This is a genomic window from Carboxylicivirga sediminis (assembly GCF_018156225.1).
GTDB lineage: Bacteria > Bacteroidota > Bacteroidia > Bacteroidales > Marinilabiliaceae > Carboxylicivirga > Carboxylicivirga sediminis.
Window position 1 is genome coordinate 1 of sequence record NZ_JAGTAR010000056.1, and the last position, 19,450, is coordinate 19,450.

Annotated in this window: 16 protein-coding genes; 4 read left to right on the forward strand and 12 right to left on the reverse strand. The window is 43.5% G+C overall.

What is annotated here, in order from left to right; all coding sequences use genetic code 11:
• Positions 1 to 386 precede the first annotated feature (386 nt).
• The 10 genes from ahcY to rsmA form a co-directional block, all read right to left on the reverse strand.
• On the reverse strand, positions 387 to 1,790 hold the full coding sequence (ahcY, locus tag KDU71_RS21870; RefSeq protein WP_212193260.1) for an adenosylhomocysteinase: 1,404 nt from the start codon (positions 1,788 to 1,790) through the stop codon (positions 387 to 389).
• Between the two features lie 731 nt (positions 1,791 to 2,521).
• Positions 2,522 to 3,457 carry a bifunctional riboflavin kinase/FAD synthetase gene (locus KDU71_RS21875; protein ID WP_317195180.1) on the reverse strand — a complete coding sequence of 312 codons (936 nt, stop codon included), beginning with the start codon at positions 3,455 to 3,457 and terminating at the stop codon, positions 2,522 to 2,524.
• Between the two features lie 519 nt (positions 3,458 to 3,976).
• On the reverse strand, positions 3,977 to 4,720 hold the full coding sequence (locus KDU71_RS21880; RefSeq protein ID WP_244828653.1) for a LytR/AlgR family response regulator transcription factor: 744 nt from the start codon (positions 4,718 to 4,720) through the stop codon (positions 3,977 to 3,979).
• Positions 4,721 to 4,732: 12 nt separating this feature from the next.
• Positions 4,733 to 5,794 (reverse strand): sensor histidine kinase, encoded by a 1,062-nt coding sequence (locus KDU71_RS21885; protein ID WP_212193262.1) that lies wholly within the window; start codon positions 5,792 to 5,794, stop codon positions 4,733 to 4,735.
• A gap of 12 nt (positions 5,795 to 5,806) precedes the next feature.
• Positions 5,807 to 6,508 carry a LiaF transmembrane domain-containing protein gene (locus KDU71_RS21890; protein WP_212193263.1) on the reverse strand — a complete coding sequence of 234 codons (702 nt, stop codon included), beginning with the start codon at positions 6,506 to 6,508 and terminating at the stop codon, positions 5,807 to 5,809.
• 135 nt (positions 6,509 to 6,643) lie between these two features.
• Positions 6,644 to 7,729, reverse strand: coding sequence for a hypothetical protein (locus KDU71_RS21895; protein ID WP_212193264.1), 1,086 nt, complete (start codon positions 7,727 to 7,729; stop codon positions 6,644 to 6,646).
• Between the two features lie 79 nt (positions 7,730 to 7,808).
• On the reverse strand, positions 7,809 to 8,867 hold the full coding sequence (locus KDU71_RS21900) for a family 20 glycosylhydrolase (RefSeq protein ID WP_212193265.1): 1,059 nt from the start codon (positions 8,865 to 8,867) through the stop codon (positions 7,809 to 7,811).
• A gap of 163 nt (positions 8,868 to 9,030) precedes the next feature.
• A complete protein-coding gene (locus KDU71_RS21905; protein ID WP_212193266.1) occupies positions 9,031 to 10,365 on the reverse strand; it encodes a serine hydrolase domain-containing protein in 1,335 nt (444 codons plus the stop codon).
• Positions 10,366 to 10,570: 205 nt separating this feature from the next.
• Entirely contained in the window at positions 10,571 to 11,935 is a 1,365-nt protein-coding gene (mgtE, locus tag KDU71_RS21910) for a magnesium transporter (protein ID WP_212193267.1), read from the reverse strand.
• A 22-nt stretch (positions 11,936 to 11,957) separates the two neighbouring features.
• Complete coding sequence (gene rsmA, locus KDU71_RS21915) at positions 11,958 to 12,734, reverse strand: 16S rRNA (adenine(1518)-N(6)/adenine(1519)-N(6))-dimethyltransferase RsmA (protein WP_212193268.1); 777 nt, start codon at positions 12,732 to 12,734, stop codon at positions 11,958 to 11,960.
• A gap of 162 nt (positions 12,735 to 12,896) precedes the next feature.
• Between rsmA and KDU71_RS21920 the strand changes: the two genes are divergently transcribed.
• The 4 genes from KDU71_RS21920 to KDU71_RS21935 all read left to right on the forward strand — a co-directional run bounded on the left by KDU71_RS21920 (position 12,897) and on the right by KDU71_RS21935 (position 17,149).
• A complete protein-coding gene (locus KDU71_RS21920) occupies positions 12,897 to 13,907 on the forward strand; it encodes a lysylphosphatidylglycerol synthase transmembrane domain-containing protein (protein WP_212193269.1) in 1,011 nt (336 codons plus the stop codon).
• A complete protein-coding gene (locus KDU71_RS21925; RefSeq protein WP_212193270.1) occupies positions 13,876 to 14,823 on the forward strand; it encodes a hypothetical protein in 948 nt (315 codons plus the stop codon). The genes KDU71_RS21920 and KDU71_RS21925 overlap by 32 nt, the downstream gene beginning before the upstream one ends.
• A 75-nt stretch (positions 14,824 to 14,898) precedes the next feature.
• Entirely contained in the window at positions 14,899 to 16,011 is a 1,113-nt protein-coding gene (locus KDU71_RS21930) for an HU family DNA-binding protein (RefSeq protein ID WP_212193271.1), read from the forward strand.
• Positions 16,012 to 16,051: 40 nt separating this feature from the next.
• Positions 16,052 to 17,149: a glycosyltransferase gene (locus KDU71_RS21935; protein ID WP_212193272.1), complete on the forward strand. Its 1,098-nt coding sequence runs from the start codon at positions 16,052 to 16,054 to the stop codon at positions 17,147 to 17,149.
• An 84-nt stretch (positions 17,150 to 17,233) separates the two neighbouring features.
• On the opposite strand, the gene clpX is transcribed toward KDU71_RS21935, so the two are convergent.
• The gene (gene clpX / locus KDU71_RS21940; RefSeq protein WP_212193273.1) at positions 17,234 to 18,448 is read right to left on the reverse strand and encodes an ATP-dependent Clp protease ATP-binding subunit ClpX; all 1,215 of its coding nucleotides are present in this window, start codon (positions 18,446 to 18,448) and stop codon (positions 17,234 to 17,236) included.
• 81 nt (positions 18,449 to 18,529) lie between these two features.
• The gene (clpP, locus tag KDU71_RS21945) at positions 18,530 to 19,210 is read right to left on the reverse strand and encodes an ATP-dependent Clp endopeptidase proteolytic subunit ClpP (protein ID WP_212193274.1); all 681 of its coding nucleotides are present in this window, start codon (positions 19,208 to 19,210) and stop codon (positions 18,530 to 18,532) included.
• Positions 19,211 to 19,450 lie beyond the last annotated feature (240 nt).

Here is a 19,450-nt window from a genome sequence, read left to right on the forward strand (position 1 = left end):
TTTCAGGGAAGATTTAAAGATTTACATTTCATGCTCCAAATCTTCCTTTCTTTCACTCAATGAGTGGGTCCCAGACTGCGTTGCCGAGGTCAGGGGTCAAACAATCATCTAATTCTGGATGATCCTGGCCCACTCGAAAATGTGTTTTGACTGTGCGGGTCTGCTGAAAAGTGGGGCATTCCCCCCTCTCCCTGCGGGTGTCTCCCCAAGGGGAGAATTGGTTTGTATCCAGGAACAATTCACATTAACCAGGCTGCCACTAAAAATCTTCCCTTGGGGGAAGTGGCTGTAAGCCGATGGGGGAAATCCATTTAAACGGATGAAAGACAAAAAAAGCCGCTCTCGAAGTGAGAACGGCTCTATATTGTATTGCTTATATTAACCGATTAGTAACGGTAGTGCTCTGGCTTGTATGGGCCATCAGGATTAACACCAATATAGGCAGCCTGCTCGTCGCTCAGGCGAGTTAGCTTAACGCCTAACTGAGCCAGGTGTAAGCGAGCTACTTCCTCATCAAGGTGCTTAGGCAATGTATAAACGCCTACCTCGTAGTTGTTCTTCCAGATTTCAATTTGAGCCAGTGTCTGGTTGGTAAATGAGTTACTCATCACAAAACTTGGGTGGCCTGTTGCATTACCCAGGTTCACCAAACGACCGCGCGACAACAGGATGATGCTGTGCCCATCAGGGAACTCAAACTGATCTACCTGTGGCTTGATGTTGATTTCTTTAATACCAGGATATTTCTCCAGCTTCTCTACCTGTATCTCATTATCGAAGTGACCGATGTTACACACAATGGTCTGGTCCTTCATCTGCTTCATGTGCTCAAGGGTAATCACATCCTTGTTACCGGTTGTGGTCACCACAATATTGGCTTCGCTCAATGCATCTTCAACAGTTGATACCTCGTAACCTTCCATAGCTGCCTGTAACGCACAGATAGGGTCAATCTCGGTAACAATCACACGGGCACCAAAGCCACGCATACTCTGCGCACAACCTTTACCCACATCACCGTATCCACATACCACCACTGTTTTACCGGCTACCATCACGTCAGTACCGCGCTTGATACCATCGGCCAAACTCTCGCGACAGCCATACAGGTTATCAAACTTCGACTTGGTTACTGAGTCGTTTACGTTAATAGCAGGGAACAGTAACTCACCACGCTCCATCATCTGGTACAAACGGTGTACACCTGTAGTGGTTTCTTCACTCACACCCTTAATGCCGTCGGCTACCTTCTTCCAGCGCTGTGGGTCTTCGTTAAAAGTACGCTTCACCAAAGCCATCAGCTCGCGGAAGTCCTCACCTTCGCCACTGTAGTCAGCATCCAGAATAGCTGCATTGCTTAATGCTTCAACTCCTTTATGGATCATCAAAGTAGCATCGCCACCATCGTCCACAATCATATCCGGACCCAGGCCATCACCAAAGTTCAGGGCTTTTTCGGTACACCACCAGTACTCTTCCAGTGTCTCACCTTTCCAGGCAAACACAGGCACTCCAGCTTCGGCAATAGCAGCTGCTGCATGGTCTTGCGTACTGTAGATGTTACAGCTACACCAGCGTACATCGGCACCCAGCTCTACCAGCGTTTCAATCAATACAGCCGTTTGAATAGTCATGTGTAACGAACCCATTACACGCGCCCCTTTCAAAGGCTTTTCGGCACCGTACTTGGCGCGAAGGGCCATCAAACCAGGCATCTCCTTCTCGGCGATGTTAATCTCTTTTCTTCCGTAATCAGCCAAACTCAGGTCAGCTACTTTATAATCAGCCATAACTGTTATTTTATTTTTGTTGTTATCGGTATTTAAAAAGGACTACAAAAGTAGTAAAAATTGTTTGAAAAAGCTGAGGGATAAGAACTAGCGCAAGGTTATCACATTTACCATATATTTTTTTCAACTCAAGCCGTTGAGGCTTCACCTTTTTGCCTCCAGCTCAAAAAGGTGAGAAAAAAGCCGCCGACTAAAGCACTCGTTTACCCATTAATGCAACGCTTCTGGAAAAATTTAAAGATTCACAGCTTGACTTCAAATTTTTCTTTCCTCCGCTTTTGCAAATGGGTCCCAAACTGCGTTACTTATGTCGGTAAACCCATGACAAAAAACACATTGTTATCTTAAATGGATTGTCAAAGAACTAGTGCTTAGTAGTGAAAGTCTGTGGGACAGTTCCTATCTAAACCATTATTCTGGCTAAGACTTTCAGCTGATGTCTCATGGCGAGATAAAACAAGGCGATGCCTATAGGACCCAAATATCGTTGCATGCAATCAACATTCAACCCATTTCAGGGTTGCATACTTTCCTTTTTCATTACCCCGCGCTTCGCACGGGGCTATTATGGTTAATGTCCTGCAGACATTATTTATCCTGAAAGGATTATACAATAATAACCATGGGTGAAACCCATGGGATAAGAGTAAATCACAAAAAGAACCCCGGGGTGGGTTCGACTAAGGATTAGTAATCATATACAGTAATTGATTCATTCCTTGAAAAGCCCGCTATTCTCCTGCAACAATGCCCCTGATGGTGGCTTCGTCCTTTTTTAGTTGGGCAATGAGCTCATCCACATTAGCAAACTTTTGCTCGTCGCGCACACGCTCAATAAATTCCAGCTCCACTTCTTCGGAGTAGATGTCGTGGTTGAAATCGAAGATATGCACCTCCAGCGAGCGATGGTCCACATTGTGATTCACCGTAGGGCGATAACCGATATTGAGCATACCGCCGTAATCTTTTCCTTCCACGCGCACTTTGACCGCATACACGCCATCGGGCGGAATCAGCTTATGGGGCTCTTCCACCTCAATATTGGCCGTTGGGTAGCCGATGCGTCGTCCCAGCTGTTGCCCACCTACCACACGCCCCGACACGGTATACTGATAGCCCAGTATATTGTTGGCCTCCTGCATCTGGCCGGCCAGCAGGTGATTGCGTATATCGGTAGAGCTGGTTTGCATGCCATCGGTCAGCACTGCTTCCACCATCGAAATGGAGAAATTGTATTTTTTGGCAAATGCCTGGTATTCGTCGTAACTGTGCTGGCGCCCTTTGCCAAAACGGTGGTTATAACCCACCATCAGGTGATGGATACCCAGCTTATCAATTAATATCTGTTGAATAAACTCTTCGGCGGTGAGGTTGGCCAGCTCCAGCGAGAAAGGTATCAGCACCAGGTGGTCGATACCCAGCTGCCCGAATAGCTTGGTGCGCTCTTCGGGCGATGTAAGGAAGCGCAGCTTATCGGCATCCTGCTTCAGCACCATGCGCGGATGGGGCCAGAATGTAATCACCACCGACTCACCATCCACCTCTTTGGCTTTCCGGGTCAAGCGCCCCAGCAGCACCCTATGCCCGGTGTGTACCCCATCAAACATACCAATGGTAATAACGGGGCGTTGTGCTTTAAATTTTGATAAGTCGGAGTGTACCTTCACAGAAAAAGTTTTGCGCAAAAATACTATTTAAGCGGCAAGAGTCAAGGTTAATGGTGCTAGAATGTTCGAATTTGGTAAAAGAGAGAGATGGGTTTAGAGTTTAGAGTTGAGGGTTTAGGAGTTGAAGGTTTAGCAACGCTGCGCTATAGCCGAATAGCTCGTTAGCATCCGCAAACGCTAAGGGGATATACGAAAATGAAGAGAGGCAGGTTTTATACTAATAATCTATATCTTCATCACCTCATCCCGGCCTTTCCGCTCTGGCGGAATAAATCCTCCTCAAGGAGAAGGTGACATCATTAATAAAAGGCAACTATCTCTAATGCAAGATGATATCTTTGTTAAGTAGTGGCTTCCTCTCCTTGAAGGAGAGGATTGGGGAGAGGTGTTTTCTTACGAATTATAAGTTTATTATTATTATTTTTTGATTTTCGGACACCCCTTTCATCTACCATGTGCGACTACCATACGTTTGTATTTCTTGTGTCTTTTATCTTGCCTCTTATGTCTGAAGAGAATCTAAAAATCCATCACTTCCTTCAGCTTTTTGTAGCCGGTGCGGCTCACTTTAAGCTTGCAATCAGGATTCAGAATGGCCAGGTAAGTGTCCTTGTCATAGGGCTCAAGTCCTTTAATCTTAGTCGTGTTAACAATATAGCTGCGATGAATGCGGAGGAAGCGATCTGATGGCAGGTGTAGCTCAAAATATTTCATGGTTTTAGACTTGAGATAATGACCTGCTTCGGTATAAATCATCACATAATCTTCCTGCGCTTCGATGTATAGCAGTTTATCCAGGTCAATCACCTCCAGCTGTGTGCCCTTTTTGACCACAATGCGTTCCAGGGCAGCGGAATCATTCTCTTTAAGCTGTTCGACCTGTGGCTGATTGGACATATCACCCGACTGAATCTTCTGCAGCACCTTCTCAACCGCTGCATCAAAGCGATTTTCGTCAAAGGGCTTAAGCAAATAGTCCACTGCATTCAGCTCAAAGGCTTTTAAGGCATACTGGTCGTAGGCTGTACTGAAGATGACCTGCACCGGTTCATCAATCACCTCCAGCAGTTCCAGCCCGGTAATCTTGGGCATCTGTATATCCAGAAACAGCATGTGGGGTTGTTTATCTTTGATAGCTTTCATTGCCTCAAATCCATTGGCACATTCACCCACCACTTCTATGGCAGTGTGCTTCTTCAGATAGGCCCTGATGATACTGCGCGCAGGAGGCTCATCATCAATAATCAGTGCTTTATAACTCATAGGATAGGTCATTTAGTTTGGTTCATGGGCATTTTGAGGAATGCGCAAGACCACCTCAAAATAGTGATTTTCGTGGTTGATTGACAATAAATCGGAACGGTTATATATCAGCTGCAGACGGTTACGTACGTTGGCCAGTCCTACTCCTTCGCCCTTGCGGCTCACACTGTCTTCATCGTAATTATTGATAACGCTTATTTCCAGCTCATTGTCCACCATGCGACAAAAGGTACGGATAGTGACCGGCTCAATACTCTCGTACACCCCGTGCTTAATAGCATTCTCAAAGAGAGGTTGCAGAATCAGCACCGGCACCTGTTTGTCCTTACAATCTTGTGCCACATCCAGTTCGCACAGCAGACGCTCACCAAAGCGTACTTTCTCAATCTCCAGATAACGATTGATATTCTTGAGTTCCTGGCGCAAAGGCAGCAGGGCCTCCTCATTTTTCTTGAGCGAGTAACGCATAAATTCCGAGAGCTTATTAATCATCTCCCTGGCTGCATCAGCATCAGTAATGGTTAAAGCACTGACGCTATTGAGGCTGTTAAACAGGAAATGCGGATTCAGCTGCGACTTTAAGGCATTGAGCTCCGTTTCGCGCAAGAGGCGGTTCATCTGCTCATGCTGACGGTTCTTCTCTTCTATCTCGTTGTAAAATATGAGCATGTAATACACAATCACAAACACCGTGAAGATTAAACCACCCACTGTTGTACGCATGATAATGGCATTGCGGGTAAACAGTTCATTAATGACCTCATTGTCAAACAGCAGCTCCAGAAACTTAAAACCCAGAAACAGCCATATAAAGACGATGATACTACCCAGTAAAATAATCTGCACAACCGCATTTGTCCGCCCCTTTGAGCGATCGCTGTACATCAGCGGGTACCATATACTCAGCCCCAGGAAGAACATCAACACATTAAATGTCAGGCTATCGATAATGGCCAGCTCAACCGGCAGCTCATAAATGATTAGGTTGATACCTGCATGCACTGCACAAACAATCATCCATACAATGGCATACAGCTTAAATATCCGGTTCTCTGAGAAGATAGGATGATTCATACTATAACCCGATTAGATGCTTCTGATTTCGCCACCACCAAACACAGCAGTTCCTTTAATAATTATGGTTTTTGACGGATCACTGCCTCCTTCTGAAAAGAAGTTGCGCTTATCGGCAAACCCCCCAAAGATGGATACCACTTCGGTCTTTACAGTCCAGTCGCGCGGTACAATAATTTTAGTACCGCCAAACACCATGGCCACATCCAGTATGGCGCCTTCGGGCGATAGCTGACAGCGATCCATATATACTTCGCCACCACCAAAGATGGCTGTTATCTTACCTCCCCTGAAGTTCTTGGACTCCACCTGCGTCACACCACCTCCAAAAATATCTACCTCATCGATATAATCATCTGTACTTCCGGATGTACGCATCATCGGTTTCATATCGCGTCTTTTAAAATAGAAGGCTAAACCTATCAGGATGATAAAAACCGGCCAGAACTTAAATACATCTTTGTAGCTGACGCCATCAATCAGGTGCGGCAATAAATAAAAACCTCCGATAGACAGGGTGATAATAGCAGCAGTGTATTCTTTCTTAATCAGGTTAAAAATACCTATAGCCACAAAAATCATGGGCCATCTGAAAATAACATCGGTTACCTCGTAGGGCAGATAGCCCAGGTTACCCAATAGTAATATAACGCCAATGGCTATTAAAAAAGCGCCTAGTAATCCGCGTTTGTTGTGTTTTCTTATTTCTTCCATAACAGTAGTATTAGAGTTTGTTACTAATTATACCGCTAAAGTAACAGGACTGCACCTACTGTCACAGACAAATTCGGTGAATTGCGGAAAAAGACCGATGAGTTGCGAAAAACCAGATTAGTATACCAACACAAGTTATAGCTTAAAATAAATGCCGCCCCGGTAGCCTACGCCTTGTATCAGGTCAGTCTCATATGCGAAACCAGTAATATCGCTCGTTACTTCTGCGTCTAAATACATAAACGAAGTTACCTTTATCATTACCCCGGCACCTGCCGCCAAACTCAGGCCAGCTCCTTCAAAACGACCTTGGCTGTTGATAAAATGTGCATTAATACCCAAATCAAGCTTTGGCTTAATACGCTTAAAAGGCATCTGATATTCAAAGGCAGCTGGCACTGTATAGATCTTGTAGTCAATTTCTCCAAGCTCCCCCAGATCCTCTACCAAAGCGGTATTGCTAGTATAAAGAAATCCCGTTTTAGCATACACATTTTCATTATACTGAGGCAACCAAAAGAAAAGATGAGCTCCATACTGAGGATTAAAATCTGAAAACATTTTGCTCTTATAATACCCAAATACCGGCTCTATAGCCATACTAAACTTGTTTTTTGTCTTGGCATAAATAATACATGCGCTACTATCGCACTTCAAGTCATGATAGGCTTTAGTAAGTTTCGTCAGGTTACGGGCATTAGGCTGTTGAATACTTTCAATTTGTCTGTATAACTCAGGAGCGTCATTAAAATAAGATTTAAGAAAGCCTATGTGTTGCGTCGATTTGGTTCCGTAATACTTCCCGTCTTTCAAACTTGTGCTTTCCCTGTAAGGCAATGGTACAACCGTTGTTTCATCATAGCTGATCAGGTAATGATTGGCCTCATCTGTGCGATAATAGAAAAGATCTTTCTCTCCATTAACCAGGTATTCGACAAAAACATTGGCAGACTCTTCTTTACCCTGCTTTACTTTTTTAGAGATATAATATTTACCATCGGTAAACCTGTAGCTGTGAATATCAAAAGGGTGGTATACGTCATTCGTGCCATCATCGGATTTAAATTTACATTGTAAACTATTTCTGACATTTCCCCTAAAGTCAATCAAACCATGAATTGTATCTCCACTTAAGCTAATTATGTAACCAGAACGATAATCTGATTGTGCAAAAATGGATGCGCTGATAGAGACAAGGAGTAAAATTAAGGCTGTTTTCATTGAATATAATTTAATTTTAGTGCCGCTAAGAAACTAAAATTAATCATTACATCTTACCAAAAACAGCCATAAAAGAACACTATAATCCTTTAAACATCTCCAGCATCTGCCGCTGTTTACTATCGTTTGAACTGTAATAGCCTTCGATAAAACTTTCTGCTCCAGACCATATTGTCAGAATGTTACCCTGAAAGTTATCGCGCATCTCGGGCGTTGATTCGGCCCTGAATTTCAGCATATCCTCTACCTGCACTTTTGATACTTCAGGATGACGCCAGGAGCAGGTGGCCACTCTGAAGCCCTTCATGGCAAAAAGCACTGCTGTTTTATCAGGTCGCTCATAATGCCAGTCACAGATAAACACATCTTTCGGAATCATATCAATGGCCCGGTGAGTATTATTCATACTGGCTTCCCACATGCCCATACCGGTGGTTTTACCATCTATCAGGCGATCGCCCCACATCCACAACTGTTGGTCGTTAAGGGCCAGGTGATCTCTTATTTTTCTTACTTCGTTGGCATACAGCTCTGCCTTGTCGTGCCCGCCACAGCGCGGACATTTATCATCACCAATGTAAAACACCTCGTCCAGCCCGGCATGAAAAGCCGTTGCTTCAAAAGCCTCCATCAGCTCATCTACCAAGGCAAACACCACCTTATGCACATCTGGATGCAAAGGGCAATAACTTTTACAGTACAAACCATGCTCGTTGGGCCATTCGTACTTCTCCATCATGGGTATGTGTGGTGTTTCGTCAAACTCGGGATATACTTTCAACAGATTCCCTAAATCCTCGGCCCACGATTGATGCCCCAATAAGTTGATTTGTGGTATTATATTAATATGGTGTTTTTGCCCCATGGCCACCAGCTGCTTCACATCGGCATTGCTTAAAACGGTTCCATTACGCAGCTCGGGGTGCGACTCATAGGCATAATTGTAATCCACACGCAGAATTAAGGTATTGATATGCAAAGGCACCAACTCTTTCTCTACAAAACTGATAAATTGCTCCACCTGATCGGTTTGGGGAGCAGCAATACTAAAACCGCGGACCGGTATTAATGAATCAATCTTCGTTTGTGCAGTTAATGTAACTGAACACAGACATAGTAAAATAATAAGGTATCTCATAATAATAGTTTATTAGCCCAAAGTATACAGGCCCAGGTTAAAATCAACGCATTAAAAAATACAATGAAGTATTCTCATAACGGTTATCATCTCGAATGTACAAAAGATATTATTTCCAGACACATAAAAGACAGACTAATAAGCGATTTACCTTCTTATGAGTTTATTGCACATACTTCAGCATCCCTTTCAGATAGCTGTTAAAATCAATTCGTTCAGCAGATGAATTTAAGCAAACCACCACCATGTTCATTGATGGCATAACCGTAACGCGCTGTCCGCGGTAGCCATTAAAAAAATAAACATCGGCTGGTAAGTCGGGCATGTGTTGTTGCGAGGCATTTAACCATATCTGCGCCCCATATTGTCCATTAGACTGACGGGCCGGTGTGGTAGCATACTGCACCCACCATTCGGGCAAGATCTGTTCACCCTGCCACACGCCATTATTCAGGTAAAGCATACCCAGGCGCGCCCAATCGCGGGCTGAGCAATAGCCATAGGAAGAACCTACGAAATTACCAACGGCATCGGTTTCTATCAGGCTATGTTGCATCCCCAGCTTATTGAATAAGCGCTTCCGTGGAAACTGATAGTAGTCCTGATATTCATCAAAACACCAACGTAGCATGCCTGATATAATATTGGTAGTCCCCGATGAGTAGCGCCAGACAGAATCCGGTGAGACCTCACTTTTAACTGAACTGGCATACGCGGACATATCACTTTCGAGGTATAGCATCCTGGAAACATCAGTCAGGCTGGTTTTAGAGTAGTCTTCATTCCACTTTAGTCCGCTACTCATCTGCAAGAGGTTATTGAGGGTAATGTACTGGCGCTCATCGGTGGGCCAGTCGTTTATCGTCACCGGCTGATTAACGGTCAGCACACCATCCTTAACCAGTATTCCCACCAGCGTGGCCGCAATGGATTTAGTCATGCTCCAACCCAATAGCGGTGTGTATTTGTCTATCCCTTCAGCATAATGTTCGGCAATCAGCTGGCCGTCTTTAATTACCACCACGGCACGCGATGTAACCATAAAGTGCTGACTGATGTATTGATTCAGTCCAGTCACATCAATACCTTCAGCAACCGTGTCGGCAATCACACTTCCCGTTGGCCAGGGGATGGTATCTCTGGTATTAACAGGTAAAGGTATTCGTCCTATAATCTCATTATACCCATTCGGATAAAGAGTGGCGCCAATACCTTCTTCATATTGGGCCGACTGAGATACCAGCTTAAAGATGGTGCTCTTCACCTGTTTGTTTTGAAAGTCAACGGTGCTTTCCACCCTATTGAATGGAAACGAACCGAGTTCCATTTGCTCTACCTGCTGCTGCGAGAGGCCCTCAACAAAAACGCCCGAGCACAGCATCTTGGCGGTGTAGCCCGTTGCACCCCTCAATAAAGGGTATAAAATAAAACCTATTATAACAAGAATAAGTGCCAAGGTAATTCCCAATACCTTCAGCGTTCGAATAACTAATTTCATGCGATTTGTGTTTAAGTGTTGCGCATGAAACAGGCAAAATGCTATATCTGCTGACTCCCGATTATTAATATGCTAGGCAGACAATAAACTTCCCGATTTTGCTTACTTCATGGTGATAAAGTTGCTTCAAAATTAGGGAATTAGATACAGAAGATCGATAGCCTGCCTAAAATAAAACAGGCTCAATCAGTCATAAGGCATAATGCTATCCTATCATGGAAAAGAACAAGGTACCAATGGTGAGGTACAAGAACATGCCAATGATATCGTTGAGTGTAGTGACGAATGGCCCGGTTGCCACGGCCGGATCAATCTTAAGCCGATTGAGCAGCAAAGGCACAAAAGTACCAAACAGGTTAGCAAACACCACCACCGAAAACATTGCGGCACTCACTGTCATAGTCAGAGCCAGGTCTGCGCCCACTACTCTGTTATAGGTAAATATAAGAATGGTTAACAAGGTAGCATTCAACAAGGATATGCCCAGTTCTTTCATCAGCTTCTTCCAGGTACTGTCGAGGCTGGTTGAACCTGAAGCCAGCGATTGTACTACAATAGCCGACGACTGGATACCTACGTTACCACCCATCGCTGCAATCAGTCCCATAAAGAAGGCCAACTGCGGATGCTCATCCAGCACATCAATAAAACCACTTACCACACGTGAGCCCAATATACCACCAAACATACCTATCAGCAGCCATGGAATACGTGCCCGTGTGTGCTGCCATACACTGTCAGAGGCTTCCACATCTTCGGTAATACCGGATGCCAATTGGTAATCCTTTTCGGCTTCTTCACGCATCACATCCACCACATCATCAATGGTAATACGTCCCACTAAACGTCCCAGCGAATCAACAACCGGCAAGGCCACCAGGTCATATTTATCCATGATGTTACTAACATCCTCAGCATCTACATCCACCCGCACCGAAATAACATCTGAATTATAAATATCCTTCACCAGCACATCCACAGGGCTAAGCAACATGCGCTTTAATGACAAAGTACCTTTGAGTATGCCATCGTTATCCACCACATATACATAGTAAATCTCATCAATTTCCTCGGCCTGGCGTCTCATACTGCGCAAACAGGTTGGTATGCCCCAGGTTTCTTTGACCTTGATAAGCTCTTTGGCCATCAGACCACCGGCGGTATCCTCATCATAGTTCAGCAGATCGGCAATATCGCCTGCCGTTGATACATCCTCAATGTGTGACAGTACTTCCAGCTGACGCTCGTCATCCAGCTCACCCAGTACATCGGCTGCGTCATCCGAATCCATCTTGTCGATGAATCGCTTAGCAATTACTTCACTAGGTAGACTTTCCAGGAAACGCTTACGATCATCTTCCTCCAGTTCGGTGATAACATCAGCTGCTGTGTCATCATCCATCAGGAAGTAAAGGTACTTGGCCTCGTCGATGCTTAATTCCTCATATACCTCTGCAATATCGGCCGGGTGAAGTCCTTCCAGTATCTCTGATATGGCCGTTTCATTTTTGGCCTCAATCAGTTCTCTTAAACTGTCAATATACTCCCTTGTTAATTCAAAATTCATCATAACTACAGAGAATTAGAGGTTATTAATTAATCGGATTAGCCTGAATCATGCATGTTAGTTCGATGAAATCGTTAACACTCATTTGCTCAGGACGACGTGTCAGAAACTCATGGTCGGCAATGGCCTCTCTATTGAAAGGGATTGCTTTGAGTGAATTACGGATGGCTTTACGACGCTGGTTAAAAATTGCTTTTACCACTTTCACAAACAATGCCTCATCGCATGGCAGGGCATCCACATCGTTACGGGTTAAACGAATAACACCCGACTGTACCTTTGGTGGCGGGTTAAACACATGCGCACCCACGGTAAACAGGTAATCTATTTTATAAAACGCCTGAAGTAAAACGCTCAATACGCCATACACTTTGGTGCCGGGTCCGGCTGCCAACCGTTCAGCCACTTCCTTTTGCAGCATGCCCACCACTTCAGGTATCTGGTTACGGTACTCAAACACCTTGAAGAAGATTGGCCCCGATATGTTATAGGGGAAATTCCCAATCAGCGCAAAAGGTTCGCTAAAAATTTCGGTTAAATCAAGCTTCAGAAAATCTTTGTAAAAGATACGGCCCTTCAGTTCGGGATAATGGGCTGTAAGGTAATCAACCGACTCACTGTCCAGCTCAATCAGGTTTAAATCAACATCCGGCCTTTGAACCAGGTATTGTGTCAACACCCCTGTTCCCGGGCCAATCTCCATTACCTTATTGTAATCTGACGATAGGCTGTTTACAATTCGTTGGGCTATATCTAAATCTGTAAGAAAATGTTGACCTAAATGTTTTTTTGCTCTTACCATATCCCAATCTGTTGTTTAAATAATGAATCGGCCCGCCGCTTGGGCCCTCTTTGGTCAAAGAAATACAAATTTGTATCTTCGACGCTCAATTGCGCGCAAAGGTAAAAAAACGAGCCTGAAAGCCGTTATGAAGATACCTAAAAATTTAAATTCGTTCAATCAGTGAAGAAATCCTTATCAAAGCTCATACAATTTATATTATTTCCTGCCATTGGCTTATTTATTATTTACCAGCTATATAAAGATCAGAATGCAACCGAAATAGCCACCATCCTACGCAACGACGTTGACTATAAGTGGATTATCTTATCGATTAGCCTGGGAATACTGAGCCATGTAAGCCGCGCCATGCGCTGGCAGATGCTGATTGAGCCCATTGAAAAGAAACCCGGTTTATTAAATACCTTTTGCGCCGTGATGATTGGCTACCTGGCCAACCTGATTTTTCCACGTATGGGAGAAGTATCGCGGTGTGGTGTGCTTAGTAAATACGAACGCTTATCATTCACACGGGTGGTAGGTACGGTAGTAGCCGAACGTCTGAGCGATTTATTTATGCTGCTTATTATTATGGTGGCTGTGCTAGCCCTCCAGTTCGATTTGCTAGGAGGTTTTCTGCTACGCACCCTCAAACTGGAATCAGTGGGTGAAATATTTCTCTCCCCTCTGTTTTATGGAATCCTCGCACTAATAACAGTATCCATCCTGCTCATTAAAAAGTACTCGAAACAATACCGGGCTTTGATGTTTCTGAAAAACCTGATGGCTAAATTCACCGAAGGACTAAGCTCCATCCGTAAAATAAAAAATAAGCCTCTCTACCTATTGCATACTTTTTTTATCTGGTTCATGTATTTCCTGATGATTTACGTGTGTTTCTTTAGCATGCCAGCCACTTCTTCACTCGACATTAATGCGGGTATTACTATATTATTAACAGGCAGTTTAGGGATGATTGCACCTGTTCAGGGTGGAATTGGCGCCTGGCATTTTATGGTCATTGCTACCCTTAAGCTGTATGGTGTTCCGGCCGAAAGTGGTGGCGTATTCGCACTGGTGGTGCATGCTGCACAAAACCTGATGATTATAGGTATGGGACTGCTCGCATTTGGTATGCTCCCAATTATTAATCGCAAAAAGCATGAAGCGACAGCTTTGGCCACAAACAGGTAAAGCGATAATCCTAATTCTTTCGCTGCTGGCCTATGGTTTCATTGGCTATAAGCTATGGCATTTCACTCATTGGAAAGCCCTTGTTAATTCTGTTCAGCTATCTGGCGATACATTGATTCTTTGTGTGCTCTTATTGGCTCTGTGGTTCCTCAATTTACTATGTGAAACAAAGAAATGGCAGGTGCTGATGGCACCATTTAAGTCGCTGTCTCTAAAAGAATCATGGCAACAGGTTATGGCGGGCACCACAACGGCTGTTGGATCACCTGCGCGCATTGCCGAGATGGGGGGCAGAATGGCATTACTGCCAGCCGAGCAACGAACCCATGCTGCGATAATCACTACCGTGGGCGGCTTGTTTCAAAACACGGTTATTTTGCTAAGCGGCGCTTTTACCTTCCTTTTTAATAGTGAGATAACAGACCGCTTAAACCTGCCACTCCATCACATATTGGTAGCTCTTGTATGCATAGCTCTTTTTACAACATTGCTTATCCTGGCAGCTATCTGCCACAAAAAGTTGCGTTTCTACCTGCGCATCATACAAAACATCCCAATTAATACACTGCTCAAAGCCCTGTTCTGGACATCGATGCGATACCTCATTTACATTATTCAATTGTATAGTTGGTTGTGGCTCTATGGACTTCAGTACAGCACTGGCGATTTTGTGGCTTTGGCAACTATCTATTTCCTATCAATTACCATTATTCCTTCCCACATACTCATAGATATGGGTATCCGGGGCAGCGTGGCCATCTTTTTATTTTCATCGGCAGATGTTGATACCCCGCTGGTTTTAGCAGCCATATTTTCATTATGGATAAGCAATGTGGTGATACCTACGCTATTTGGCTCCTATGTACTCATCAGGCAAAAGTTAATAAAACAGGCAGTTATGCAAAAAGAGGTCTGAGACATTTACGTTTTTTTTAGATTTCTGCTTATCTTAGGTGCTTGATAGTATTTGTTAACCAGAACAAACCTTGAAATGGAAAACTACATTCTTTCATTGATCAAAGAAAACAACCGCGTTATTATACCCAATTTCGGGGCATTTATTGTTGCCAAGGAAAATGGCTTTTCGGTGCTGTTTAATAATTTCTTAAGCTTTAACGACGGGCTTTTAGTCGATCACCTTGTTGAAATGGAGAACATTACCAAGGAAGAAGCCGAAGAAAAGATTGATGCATATGTAGAAAAGGTGAAAAGTTCGCTGGATGAGAACGGCAAATATGAAATTGCAGGACTGGGAACTTTTACAAAAGATGCCACAGGTATACTTCGCTTTGAACAGGTTGAAACACTTACCTCAGAAGAGGATGTAAAAACAGAGCCCCTTTCTCCTGTAGCTGAAAGTGACGAATTGCTGGATATTGACAATGCCACTGAGCCCGAGAAAGAGGAGGAAATCACTGAGGCTTCAACCGAACTACCTGATACCTCGCTTAATGATACAACACCAATTGCTGAAGTTGAAGAAGAACAGCCCAGCAGCTATGGGAGCAAAATAGAACCCGAAACAGGCTCTGATAAAGACACTGCAGAAGAAGAAAAGAAAGACCCTGTAGTAATTGCCAATAAATACATCGAAGAAGATAATAGCAAACGCAACCGCTCCATCGCCATATTTCTGGCTGCTTTTATTCTGCTGCCGCTTATAGGCTTCTCTATTTATTTCTTCTTCTTAAAAGATAATTCACCAGCCAAGACACAGAAAAAGATTAAAACTGAGATTGCTAAAGTAGAACCAAAACCGATACCTGCCAGTGATGCTGCTGGTACGATAGATGCAGGACCGGTAGATACGGCTGCCAATGAAACTAAAACAGAACCGGTTGAAGAGGTGCAGCCAGTGGCTAAACCTGAGGTAAAGAAGCCGCATCAGCTAATTGTTGGCAGTTTCAGTACCGAAGCCAATGCCAATAAGATGATTGAGAAACTGAAGTCGAAAGGCCATGAACAATGCTTCTGGTTTATGCATAACAACCGCTACCTGGTAAGTTTAGAATCATTTGCCAAAGTTTATGAAGCACAGGCACGACAGGAAGAAATTCTGCAAAGTGACCGAATGGAAAGCTGGATAATCACTAAACGTCAATAAAACTACAAAGCCGGATCAACCATCCGGCTTTTATTTGCCTATGACAGTCGTTTTCCTTATAATTCTGCTGCCTTTGATGGCCTATTCGGTACAAATTGTTGGCTGGTACCTGCAATGGCTTAAAACCAATGATTATAGTCCTAACAGTGTTTCAGAAACAGGCTTATCGCTCATAATTCCTTTTAAAGATGAAGCCGTTAATCTGCCCGCACTCATTGCATCACTCAAGCAGCAATCACATGAAAATTGGGAGCTTATTCTGGTTAACGACCACTCAAAGGATGACAGCACCAGTCTATTAACCGACCTGCTGGCAGATTTTAAGGTTGAATACAGACTAATCAATAGCACTCAAGAGGGAAAAAAGGCAGCTCTGTTGGAAGGCGTCAGAGCAGCTCAATATACTACGATAGTAACCACCGATGCTGATTGCACTTTTCACAAGGAGTGGTTAACAACATTGGCATCCTACCATGCAACACATAAGCCCCACCTGCTGATTGGGCCGGTGAGGATCAAAAAAAGCAGAGGCTTCCACCAACGTTTTCAGCAGGTTGACTTTACAGCACTTCAACTTAGTGGAGCAGGGGCAGCACTTCAACAACAAGCTATTATGTGTAATGGTGCCAACCTGTTATGCTCAAAAGAAAATTATCTACAAGCACACCTAATACCACAAGTTGCATCAGGAGACGATATGTTTTTGCTGGAATGGATGAAGCATCATAAAAAAGATATCCACTATATCAAAGCACCGCAAGCTATGGTGGAGACTGCTCCTCTAGTAGGTTTGCATGCCTTTCTGCAGCAGCGTGCCCGATGGGCCGCCAAAGCACCGCATTATAAGAATAAGCACATCATCCTGTCAGGCTTATTGGTTGCACTGGTCAACATTATGCTGTTTGCTAGTCTTGCGGGTAGTTTTTTTTATCCAGATTTTCTCAAACTACTCTCACTCTACCTCTTGTTCAAATGCCTGTCAGACTACCTTTTACTTAAGGCAGGTGGTAATATGTATAAGCTGAGGATTACCCTGTTTGAGGTCATATTCTGGCAGATGTTTTATCCTTTCTATGTTATCACAGTGCTGGTTTACCCCCTTATAGTGCCCCTTAAATGGAAGTCGCGCACCTTATAAGTTTCCTCAACAACAGCAGGCAAATGTATTATACAAAAAAAGCAGCCTTTTAAGGGCTGCTTTAAATATCGTTTTAATGCTTTATTAGCTGGCTTTTAGGCGAGCCATATTAGCATGTTCAAGCTTCTTTTTGGCAAAATCGAGCGAAATAACTAACTCATTTAAGTCCTCAGATGGCGAGTTAAACATGGCGTCCATCATGATGGTTTCACAGATTGAACGCAAACCACGGGCGCCTAACTTAAATTCAACAGCCGTGTCAACAACGTATTCCAATACATCATCGTCAAACTTCAGCTTGATACCATCAATTTCAAACAGCTTCTCGTACTGCTTGATAATGGAGTTTTTAGGCTCTGTTAAGATGCGTCTTAAAATCTCACGATTAAGCGGTTGCAGATATGTCAATACTGGCAAACGGCCAATGATCTCCGGAATTAAACCAAATGATTTCAGATCCTGAGGTGCTATGTATTGCAACAAGTTTTCTGCGTCAATCTTTTCATTTGATTTACTGGCCATGTAGCCAACAACCTTGGTATTAAGACGCTGTGCAATCTTGCGCTCAATGCCATCGAAAGCACCTCCACACACAAACAGGATGTTTTTTGTATCCACCGGAATCATCTTCTGCTCCGGATGCTTACGACCTCCCTGTGGTGGTACATTCACTATTGAGCCTTCGAGCAACTTCAAAAGTCCCTGTTGAACACCCTCTCCTGACACATCACGTGTAATAGATGGGTTATCGCTCTTACGGGCAATCTTATCTATCTCATCAATAAATACAATGCCCTTTTCCGCTGCTTCCACATTGTAATCAGCAGCCTGCAACAAACGTGTCAGGATACTTTCAATATCTTCACCAACATAGCCCGCTTCGGTAAGCACAGTAGCATCAACAATGGTAAATGGCACGTGTAGCATTTTAGCAATGGTACGGGCCAATAAGGTTTTACCGGTTCCGGTTTCACCTACCAATATGATGTTTGATTTCTCAATCTCCACCTCATCCGAGCTGCTTTTCTGCATCAAACGCTTGTAGTGGTTGTAAACAGCAACAGATAAGTACTTTTTTGCAGCTTCCTGTCCAATCACATACTGATCAAGAAAAGTCTTGATCTCCAAAGGTTTTAAAAGCGTTATCTCATCTACATCGAAGGAGTTTTTCTTCTTCACCTCTTCATCCAGAATAGAATGCGCCTGCTCAATACAGCTATCGCAGATATGCCCTGAAACTCCAGCTATCAGCAGATTCGTATCTTTCCGCTCTCTACCGCAAAATGAACATTTATCCATATTTATCTACCAGTAATATAAACACGAATGCAGAGTCAACTTATTCAGCTGATTCTGCATCGCAACTATGATTTAATTTTCTTATTTCTTTGAATTACGAACCAGGACTTCATCAATCATCCCGTATTCTTTAGCCTCTTCGGCCGTCATCCAGTAATCGCGATCAGAATCTTTCTCCACCTTTTTGAAAGTATTACCCGAGTGATCAGCAATAATGGTATATAATTCCTTCTTTAATTTACCAATCTCACGAGCAGTAATTTCAATATCTGAAGCTTGCCCCTGTGCACCACCCATAGGCTGGTGAATCATAATACGTGAATGCTTTAATGCAGTACGTTTGCCTTTTGTACCAGCAGTTAACAGAACAGCACCCATTGAAGCCGCCATACCAGTACAAATAGTGGCTATGTCTGATGAAATATACTGCATGGTATCATAGATACCTAAACCAGCATATACCGATCCACCTGGTGTATTAAAGTAAATTGAGATATCTTTTGACGGGTCAGCCGACTCCAGATAAAGTAATTGGGCCTGTATAACATTCGCCACATAATCATCAATAGGCAAGCCTAAGAAGATGATACGATCCATCATCAGACGAGAGAAAACGTCCATGCTGGCCACGTTTAACTGACGCTCTTCAATAATGGTTGGTGAAATGTAACTATTGGTTACCGATGTATATTGATCCAAAGCAAGACTGTTGATACCCAGATGCTTTGTTGCATACTTTTTAAAATCTTTTGGGTCAATCATTTTCAAAAGTTTTAGTTTGAAAGTGCTAATTTAACAATTTAACCTGAACTATTTCATATCTGTTGGAGATATGCAGAAAGATAACACTTATTAAGGCTGGTTAGTTTTGAAATAGTTTAAAACGCACACCAGCTCTTTTAGGCCCATAAAAAAGAGGGTGTCCAAAAAACGGATGCCCTCTTTTGTATTCATAATCAATAGATTATTGCCTTGATTATTTGGTTAGATGCTTGATGTTTA

What these genes read in the sequence shown, in the direction of transcription:
- ahcY (WP_212193260.1), bottom strand. Translation starts at nt 1,790, where the DNA reads ATGGCTGATTATAAAGTAGCTGACCTGAGTTTGGCTGATTACGGAAGA.
- KDU71_RS21880 (WP_244828653.1), bottom strand. Translation starts at nt 4,720, where the DNA reads ATGAGTTATAAAGCACTGATTATTGATGATGAGCCTCCTGCGCGCAGT.
- KDU71_RS21885 (WP_212193262.1), bottom strand. Translation starts at nt 5,794, where the DNA reads ATGAATCATCCTATCTTCTCAGAGAACCGGATATTTAAGCTGTATGCC.
- KDU71_RS21890 (WP_212193263.1), bottom strand. Translation starts at nt 6,508, where the DNA reads ATGGAAGAAATAAGAAAACACAACAAACGCGGATTACTAGGCGCTTTT.
- KDU71_RS21895 (WP_212193264.1), bottom strand. Translation starts at nt 7,729, where the DNA reads ATGAAAACAGCCTTAATTTTACTCCTTGTCTCTATCAGCGCATCCATT.
- KDU71_RS21900 (WP_212193265.1), bottom strand. Translation starts at nt 8,867, where the DNA reads ATGAGATACCTTATTATTTTACTATGTCTGTGTTCAGTTACATTAACT.
- KDU71_RS21905 (WP_212193266.1), bottom strand. Translation starts at nt 10,365, where the DNA reads ATGAAATTAGTTATTCGAACGCTGAAGGTATTGGGAATTACCTTGGCA.
- mgtE (WP_212193267.1), bottom strand. Translation starts at nt 11,935, where the DNA reads ATGATGAATTTTGAATTAACAAGGGAGTATATTGACAGTTTAAGAGAA.
- rsmA (WP_212193268.1), bottom strand. Translation starts at nt 12,734, where the DNA reads ATGGTAAGAGCAAAAAAACATTTAGGTCAACATTTTCTTACAGATTTA.
- KDU71_RS21925 (WP_212193270.1), top strand. Translation starts at nt 13,876, where the DNA reads ATGAAGCGACAGCTTTGGCCACAAACAGGTAAAGCGATAATCCTAATT.
- KDU71_RS21930 (WP_212193271.1), top strand. Translation starts at nt 14,899, where the DNA reads ATGGAAAACTACATTCTTTCATTGATCAAAGAAAACAACCGCGTTATT.
- KDU71_RS21935 (WP_212193272.1), top strand. Translation starts at nt 16,052, where the DNA reads ATGACAGTCGTTTTCCTTATAATTCTGCTGCCTTTGATGGCCTATTCG.
- clpX (WP_212193273.1), bottom strand. Translation starts at nt 18,448, where the DNA reads ATGGATAAATGTTCATTTTGCGGTAGAGAGCGGAAAGATACGAATCTG.
- clpP (WP_212193274.1), bottom strand. Translation starts at nt 19,210, where the DNA reads ATGATTGACCCAAAAGATTTTAAAAAGTATGCAACAAAGCATCTGGGT.